Annotated in this window: 7 protein-coding genes; all 7 read right to left on the minus strand. The window is 52.8% G+C overall.

Translation table 11 applies throughout. The features are described from left to right. Window positions 1-32: 32 nt before the first annotated feature. Complete coding sequence (locus ABD892_RS05130; protein WP_345194318.1) at window positions 33-815, minus strand: tyrosine-protein phosphatase; 783 nt, start codon at window positions 813-815, stop codon at window positions 33-35. 289 nt (window positions 816-1,104) lie between these two features. Then, complete coding sequence (locus ABD892_RS05135) at window positions 1,105-2,574, minus strand: O-antigen ligase family protein (protein WP_345194319.1); 1,470 nt, start codon at window positions 2,572-2,574, stop codon at window positions 1,105-1,107. A 31-nt stretch (window positions 2,575-2,605) separates the two neighbouring features. Further along, the gene (glmM, locus tag ABD892_RS05140; protein ID WP_345194320.1) at window positions 2,606-3,964 is read right to left on the minus strand and encodes a phosphoglucosamine mutase; all 1,359 of its coding nucleotides are present in this window, start codon (window positions 3,962-3,964) and stop codon (window positions 2,606-2,608) included. An 11-nt stretch (window positions 3,965-3,975) separates the two neighbouring features. Further along, the gene (locus ABD892_RS05145) at window positions 3,976-4,560 is read right to left on the minus strand and encodes a PDDEXK-like family protein (RefSeq protein WP_345194321.1); all 585 of its coding nucleotides are present in this window, start codon (window positions 4,558-4,560) and stop codon (window positions 3,976-3,978) included. A gap of 93 nt (window positions 4,561-4,653) precedes the next feature. Beyond that, the gene (gene tnpA, locus ABD892_RS05150; RefSeq protein ID WP_345194322.1) at window positions 4,654-5,106 is read right to left on the minus strand and encodes an IS200/IS605 family transposase; all 453 of its coding nucleotides are present in this window, start codon (window positions 5,104-5,106) and stop codon (window positions 4,654-4,656) included. Between the two features lie 185 nt (window positions 5,107-5,291). After that, the gene (gene galE / locus ABD892_RS05155) at window positions 5,292-6,317 is read right to left on the minus strand and encodes a UDP-glucose 4-epimerase GalE (protein ID WP_345194323.1); all 1,026 of its coding nucleotides are present in this window, start codon (window positions 6,315-6,317) and stop codon (window positions 5,292-5,294) included. A gap of 267 nt (window positions 6,318-6,584) precedes the next feature. Next, complete coding sequence (locus ABD892_RS05160) at window positions 6,585-7,742, minus strand: hypothetical protein (RefSeq protein WP_345194324.1); 1,158 nt, start codon at window positions 7,740-7,742, stop codon at window positions 6,585-6,587. Between the last annotated feature and the right edge of the window lie 85 nt (window positions 7,743-7,827).

Below are 7,827 nucleotides of genomic sequence, written 5' to 3' on the forward strand. Positions count from 1 at the left end.
ACATGGCTAAAAAGAAAAAGTGTTGGTGGCGGTCAATTGCCCGCGAAGTCAATGATAGCAAGGCCTTTCATGATCTTTCCCTGTACCTCTGCTCCAAACAGGGATTCGGTCAATTGCCGCGGAAGTGTATCGGTCAGCAGATCCCTGACACCGACCCCATACCACTCCTGCAACGTATCGGCGGCCGCTTTCATGGCCGGTGGTCGCCGGACAGCATGGTGGGCATCGGATGCGACAAACTGCACCAGCTCACGATCCAGCAGCCAGCGGGCAGTATCCTGTGCCTGTCCGCCGAAATGCCCCGCCACGGAGCCTGCTGTCAGTTGGAATAACGCACCGCGTTCCACCAGCTTCAGGCTTCGCTCCGGGTAGCGCATCAGCTCCTTGTTACGCTCAGGATGCGCAATGACCGGGCGGACATTCTGGCGCTGCAGCCACGCCAGAAGGTTATCCAGCCCCACCGGAACCTGCTGGTGCGGCATTTCCAGCAGCACACAGTCACTGCCTTGCCACTGCCCAACCAGGGGCACCCTGCCCCGACGCAGCTGTACCATGAATTCATCGCTGACCCGCACTTCAGCCGCCATGGCCAGCCGCAGCGGAATCGACGCCTGGCTGGAAGCCTGTTGCAGGGCGGTAAAGGCGGGACGGATGGTATCGATATCGTTGTCATAGCGCCCGTCATGCATATGGGGGGTGCACACCACCTGCGTGATGCCGTCAGCAACCGCCAGGCGAAGCAGGTCCAGGGCGTCGGCCATTTCGGCAGCCCCGTCATCAATGCCGGGAATGATATGGTTATGGATATCGATCATGGAGGGAACAGCAGCCTTCAGTCAGGAAAAACCGGTAGCGAAGATTACCGGTTCCTGACGTAAAGCGAAACAGCAAAAAGACAGGGTGGACAATGCTCTCTGCCAAACAACACTCCGCAGAAATGATGAGACAGTAAGGGAAATTCAGGGCGCTGGCTGAGCTAAAACTTATAGAGACGTTGAAGGTAGAGGTTCAAATGTGTGTTTTGCCAATTTAGAGACTTTAGTACCAACGCCTCCAAGGATGCCAGCCACACATCTGGCCCACTACCAACAAGATGCAGCTTGCTCAACGGTGCCGAACGGCACCACCGCCCCCATTCATCCGTGTCGGCAAATGCCGGGCCAGCACACCGATCGCCAGTAACACCACGAACAACCCCGCATTCGCGGGTATCTGCAGATTGAAATCCACGGCCGAATGAATCAGCAGGGCCACAACCCCCATGGCGGAGCCAAAGCCCATACCGATGTAAAGCCGGTTGCGTCGTTCCTGCATGGCCCGAACGGCCTGCCACAATCCGAATACCAGGGAAAATGCAAGCAACAAAAACGCCGGAATGCCAAATTCCAGAGGAAACTGCAGGTAATCGTTATGGGCCAGGTCGAAGAAACCGCACCAGGTGCCATCGTGGTAGGCGGGTAAGGTGGTATAAAAGGTACCTGCACCGGAACCGGTCAGGGCAAAATCCCCGATAATCTCCAGCGACACCGGGTTGACATCGGCCCGCAACTCCTTGTCCATGCGGGTCTGCTCAATACGCTCAACCACCTTCTCCAGCCCGAACCACTGACTGACAATCACCGTATCAATCACAATGATGCTGAGAAACAGCACAATCATGCCGCGGGACAGTTTTTTCCGGCAAATGGCATACAGGCATCCTGTCACCAGCAGGCTGGAAAAGAACGCCGTATTCCCCATCCGGGACCGCGACATCACCAGCCCGATCACCATGGCCGCCAGTATTGCCCGCAGCAGGACCTTGCTGCTCATCAGGGTCTTGAGGGTATTACGCAGCCATTCCAGACGATCCCGGGCGCGATGCTCCTGTAACTGGGAGATCAGCAGACCGATGCCTATGGCCAGTGTCATTTCCAGATGCCCGGCAAAACTGTTCCGGTTAACAAAGGTGCCCGTGGCCACACCCCGCCCGGCTTCCTTGGGCATGAAAAAGCCCCATTCCAGTCCGGACAGGGTACTGATGACACCGTAAAACGCCTGGAATGCACCGCCTGTGACAATGGCCCAGGCCAGCCACTTCATGCAGTGCTGATCTGTCACCAGCAGCAGTGTCAGCGCAAACAGCAGCGTGTAGGCCAGGGTCAACAGTGCGTGGACACGGGTGGCAAATGCATCAAGGGAAAGGGGAATGTCCGGTGGCAACCACACCCCCAATGCTGATGCCGTCCGGGCGTGCGCGTCATAAGCGACCGGTGAAAGCTGGGACACCCACCCGGCCGGTAACGGTATCGACTGGACCAGCAGCCAGACAGTCACCAGCGACAGCGCCAACAGCACCGGCCGCCCCCGGTTAAACCCGTCCGTCAGCGCAACCTTGCCGAAAGCAAGCCCCACCAGCCATAGACCGGCCAGCAGGCCTATCAGAAGCTGGAACAGCCCCATGGCCCATTCCGGCTTGCTGCCAAACGGCAATGGCAACCAGAGCAGGATCAGTAGAAGACAATAAAACAGGAAACGGCTGTATCGGGTATCGGTCATCAGGGTTTGCCACCAGGAATTTGCGGCGCCGATCATACCTGTTGCGGCCAGTTCCGAAAAGCGCCGGCTAGCCGTTAAGCACTTTCAACACGGCCTCCACCTGCTCCGCCAGTTGCTGGCACCGGGCAGTAATCAGCTCCTGGTCTTCCCCTTCGGTCATGATCCGCAATACCGGCTCGGTGCCGGAAGCGCGCAACAGTACACGACCACTGTCACCCAGAGACTGTTCACACGCTTCCACGGCGCGGGTGATGGCGGGTATCTTGCTGACATCCCGGCGCTCGCTCATACGCAGGTTGATCATGTGCTGGGGATACTTCCGCATACCTGCCTTGAGGGTCTTGAGGGTCTTGAGGGTTTCGCCACTATCGAGCATGGCGTCCAGTACCTGCAGGGCCGCGACAATGCCGTCCCCGGTAGTGGAGACCCGACGACAGATCAGGTGTCCGGAGGATTCACCGCCCAGGTGCCAGCCGTGTTGCAGCAACTGTTCGATCACATAGCGATCACCGACCTTTGCCCGCACAAACGAGATCTCCCGCTCCGCCAGCGCATGCTCAAGCCCCAGATTGGACATCACGGTGCCCACCACGCCGCCGTAAAGCCGCCCCTGTTGCTGTTCATGGCAGGCCAGGATGTAAAGCAACTCATCCCCGTCCAGTGGCTGGCCTTCATGGTCGACCATGATCAACCGGTCGCCGTCGCCATCAAAGGCAATACCGAGGTCGGCCTGCTCCAGCACCACCCGACGCTGCAGGGCCTCGATCGCGGTGGAGCCCACATCCCGGTTGATATTGAGCCCGTCAGGCGAGTTTCCGATGGTGATCACCGTGGCGCCCAACTCCTCAAACACGGCGGGGCCAACGTGGTAACAGGCGCCGTTGGCGGCATCGACCACCACGGTCAGGCCACGCAGGTCCAGCCGGGGCGAAACCGTGGACTTGCAGTATTCAACGTACCGCCCGGGCGCATCATCAATCCGGCGCGCCTTGCCGAGTCTTTCCGGGGCAACACAGGTAAACGGGTTTTCCAGCATCGCCTCTATGGCCTGCTCAGTGGCATCGGGGAGTTTCAGCCCCTGGCCGCTGAAGAACTTGATACCATTATCCGGATAGGGGTTATGCGAGGCACTGATGACAATCCCCGCGCTGGCGTTGTAGGTGCGGGTGAGGTAAGCCACTGCCGGTGTCGGCATGGGGCCGAGCAGGTAGACATCCATGCCCGCCGCCGACAGCCCCGCCTCCAGGGCGGATTCAAACATATACCCGGATATTCGTGTGTCCTTGCCAATCAGTACACAGCCCTGGCCTTCCGCATTGAGCACCTGCCCTGCGGCCCAGCCCAGCTTGAGCACAAAATCCGGCGTAACCGGAAATTCACCCACACGGCCACGGATACCATCCGTACCAAAATAGTTTCGAGACATTGCAGCACCTATTACGATTGACGGGCCCCACCTGAGCGGATGACCGCTCTACCCGCCCTTGCAAATTCAAACAACAGGGCGCCGACCACACTGGCGGCAAGGTCATCCAGGTGGAACTCCCGGGTGGGCGTCAGAAAACCATAAAATCGCTTATAGTGAGGGTATTGGGTTTCAACGTGTTTCTGGTAGCGAGTTAACTGGTTCGAGTGCTCTCCTGACCAGATTTTGTTTTCAACCGCAAGAACCAGCTTATGTTGTTCAGAAACAATTAGCAGGTCTATATTCTTCCACTCCCGATAGACGGAAAAACCCTCATACTGATAACAACCCACATCAATCAGTGATGGGGCATCATTACCGTTGTAGTTGGCGAAGAACTCGACAATGAATTCCCGTAATAAACGTCCACCCAGCCCGTGGGGACGATCGGGCTGCAACAAAAAAGCAAGAAAGTCGCTATGCCGAAGCTCACGGTTAACCGCGCCTATCGCTTCAAAAATATTGAAGCCACCCAGCAAACCTTCCAGCTGTTCAACTTTACGGGAAAACAGCAAATTCGTCAGGATGTACTCCCTGTTATCGCTTTCAGTCTTCACAGTTATTTCATTTTTAAATTGCTTGAATGAAGAGATAGTTAAATGACCTCCGGCAAAGCCGGAGGCTTATTAGATGACGCCCTCAAAGGGCTTTTATTGCGCCCATGGGCGCGAGTCCCAACCAAGATTTAATTGATCATGTCGTTCATCATTCTTTTCCTGGTCACGGATATATGCCCTGACAACATCTTCATCCAAACCAACCGTTGTCACAAAATACCCTCTTGCCCAGAAGTGCTCTCCACTGAAGTTCCGTTGCCAACCTTTAAAATGACGAGCTATCGCTATGGCACACTTGCCCTTTAAGTAACCGACAACATGTGACACTGAATATTTTGGAGGGGTACTGATACATATGTGGACATGATCACGCATCAAGTGGCCTTCCAGAATCTCACACCCCTTACGCTTGGCGAGTTCGTGGAATATGTTTCCGAGAAATTTTCTCAACCGTCCGTAGATCACCTTCTGGCGCCTCTTCGGAATAAAAACCACATGATATTTACAATCCCAGCGGGTATGGGTCAGACTCTTGTAGTCTGGCATAAGCTAAATCTCTTGATTCTTGGCGGAACCTCGAGATTAGATACCGACGCCTCGGTAAAACCTATGCGAGTCTCCCCAGCATAGCCGGGGGTTTACCTAATGATTAATTACTCACACTAGGGACTTTACCATGATTTTTATCTTGCATTATTGGCCACAAACGATGGGTAATCCTGAAACAAGTCTTATAGTTCCATTGAACAATACCCTTGAGGATTTTCCGATTGCCACTTCCACGCATGGGCCATGATATCGTCAAGTGAATACTCCGCTTTCCATCCTAATTCCCTTTCGGCTTTTTCCGGATGCGCATAACAGGCCGCAATATCACCCGGGCGACGATCCGTCACAACATAATGCACCGTTTTAGCGGACGCTTTTTCAAAGGCGTGGATCATTTCCAGCACTGAATACCCTTTACCAACACCCAGATTCCATACATGGCAATCCTGATTATCATCCGTGAGTCTTTCCAGTGCTTTCACATGACCACGAGCCAGATCCACCACATGAATATAGTCTCGTACACCGGTACCATCGTGAGTCGGATAATCACTGCCAAACACCTGCAACTGCTTCAGCTTGCCAATGGCCACCTGTGAAATATAAGGCAACAGATTATTGGGAATATCGTTAGGGTCTTCACCGATCATGCCAGAAGGGTGAGCACCCACCGGGTTAAAATAGCGCAGCAGGGCGATATTCCATTGCGAATCAGACTTATACAGTTCCCGAAGTACCTCCTCAATCACCAGTTTTGAATGGCCATAAGGATTCGTGGTCGACAGTGGAAAGTTCTCTTCAATGGGGAGCGTATGCGGATCACCGTATACCGTGGCAGAAGAGCTAAAAATTAATCGCTTAACATTATGCTCTGCCATCACCCGGCAAAGAGTAATAGTGCCACTGATATTATTGTCGTAATACTTCAGAGGCATGGTGCAGGACTCACCAACCGCCTTCAAACCAGCAAAGTGCATCACCGCATCAAACTGATGGGTTTTCATTAACGAGTTGAGCGTATGTTCATCCCGGATATCACCCTCAACAAAGGTCAGTGACTTACCCGTGATCTTTTCTACACGCTTGATGGCAGTGGGTGAACTATTACAAAGATTATCCAGCACAACAACATCGTGCCCGGTATTCAGTAACTCAACGCAGGTATGGGAGCCGATATAACCGGCTCCGCCGGTAACGAGAATTTTCATAAAATATTGATTGGGTCGGAGTAACAATTGAATAAATGAAGTATGGTTGGAGACTTCACGTTTGGCGTGCAATCATCTTACTCACCGTGGAATAATGCAGCCCAAAAAAATCGGTAATGGTTTTCTGAGTATAACCGCCGGAATCAAAAGCCGCGCAAACCGCAGCTTCGATGTAATCATAACTTGCAAGGTAAGACTCAAGGGGCGGGCTGGTTCGCGCTGCTGCTATTGTATTAACTCAGCCCTACTTGTGAGAAAACCAGTTTTTTAATTTTCAAAGACCCACTGCAAATGACTGTCTTGAAATATCTTCACACCATCCTGACGGATCTGATCAATCCAAAGCTCTGCATCCCGCGCACCAACGTCATAATCTTCACGGGCAGTCATCTCAATTATCCGGTGCTCATTGGCAATCGTTGTTGGCATCAACCCGGAGTCATCCGTATTTAAGCAAACCTTGATACAACCGTTGCGAAGTCCAAATCGATTAAACCTCTCGCCGGGGCTGAGCCATTCAGTTTTGGGAGGCGACCACCGAAAAACCGGGTGTTCACGGTAGTGATGAAACCTGCCTATGTACAAATTTGAAGTTGGGCAGGCTTCAATCACAATACCCCGCTGGTTATAACGATCAATCAGCAGATCCTGTATTGCTTCCCAAAGATTCAATTCAGCAGGGGATACCCTATCTTCCCACTCACTCTCTCCTGACAAAACATTCATATTATGATTTTTATCTGAATCAACAGTTACGGTGATGACCCTGTTTACATAAAGCCCTTGGTCTTTTACTTTTACTGGCCGCAGATATTTATCCCATAGCTTTTTTGCCGAATCTACGGGATGGCTCTCCAGCCATCGTCGGTCGGGTACCCACAAGAGGCCTTCAGGGCCAGCTAACGAAGAGGTTTCTTTTAACCGTAAAGGGCAGTTACGCCGTAAATGCCAAGCTTTGTATAAATCCCGTGGGGTGTGACTCTGTCCATATACAACATTAGACCAACGCTGAATTTTGCTATAGAGCAAGGCCAGAACTCCATGGAACTCCCCTATTATTTGCGAAAGTCCAACCGCCTGATGGTAACACCACACCAGATTATCAAGATGCTCTGTTGCTGTAAGATAGGTTCTGCGTTGCCGTTTTGCCCAGGTTGAAACATTGAGCCCTAATGCTAGGGCATGACCAATCCGATCACCTTCCTTAAACTCACAAAATTCAACTGCCTCATCAATTGCCCGCAAACCACTGAGCAGGTGACTGAAATCTTCACCAGCATGAACAGTCAAAAAAGGCTGTCGAATACGACTACCAAACATCCCATCAGTATTGTGGACAGCGCCTCTCAAGACCCTTAATGCCGGGGCAAAAATTTCAACCGGGAGGCAATTTTCATCACCGGCAACATCATAACCACGAACCATTTTGGTAAGTACTCAAAAACTCCTGTGCAGACCACATGGCAGCCAGCATGAGGCGTATTCGATAATATTTGCCAGTCTCGGAATT

This window comes from Kistimonas scapharcae (assembly GCF_039540975.1).
Classification (GTDB): Bacteria; Pseudomonadota; Gammaproteobacteria; order Pseudomonadales; family Endozoicomonadaceae; genus Kistimonas; species Kistimonas scapharcae.

Bases quoted from the DNA above. Each gene is read 5' to 3' on its own strand.
- ABD892_RS05130 (WP_345194318.1), bottom strand. From the start codon at position 815: ATGATCGATATCCATAACCATATCATTCCCGGCATTGATGACGGGGCT.
- galE (WP_345194323.1), bottom strand. From the start codon at position 6,317: ATGAAAATTCTCGTTACCGGCGGAGCCGGTTATATCGGCTCCCATACC.
- tnpA (WP_345194322.1), bottom strand. From the start codon at position 5,106: ATGCCAGACTACAAGAGTCTGACCCATACCCGCTGGGATTGTAAATAT.
- ABD892_RS05160 (WP_345194324.1), bottom strand. From the start codon at position 7,742: ATGGTTCGTGGTTATGATGTTGCCGGTGATGAAAATTGCCTCCCGGTT.
- glmM (WP_345194320.1), bottom strand. From the start codon at position 3,964: ATGTCTCGAAACTATTTTGGTACGGATGGTATCCGTGGCCGTGTGGGT.
- ABD892_RS05135 (WP_345194319.1), bottom strand. From the start codon at position 2,574: ATGATCGGCGCCGCAAATTCCTGGTGGCAAACCCTGATGACCGATACC.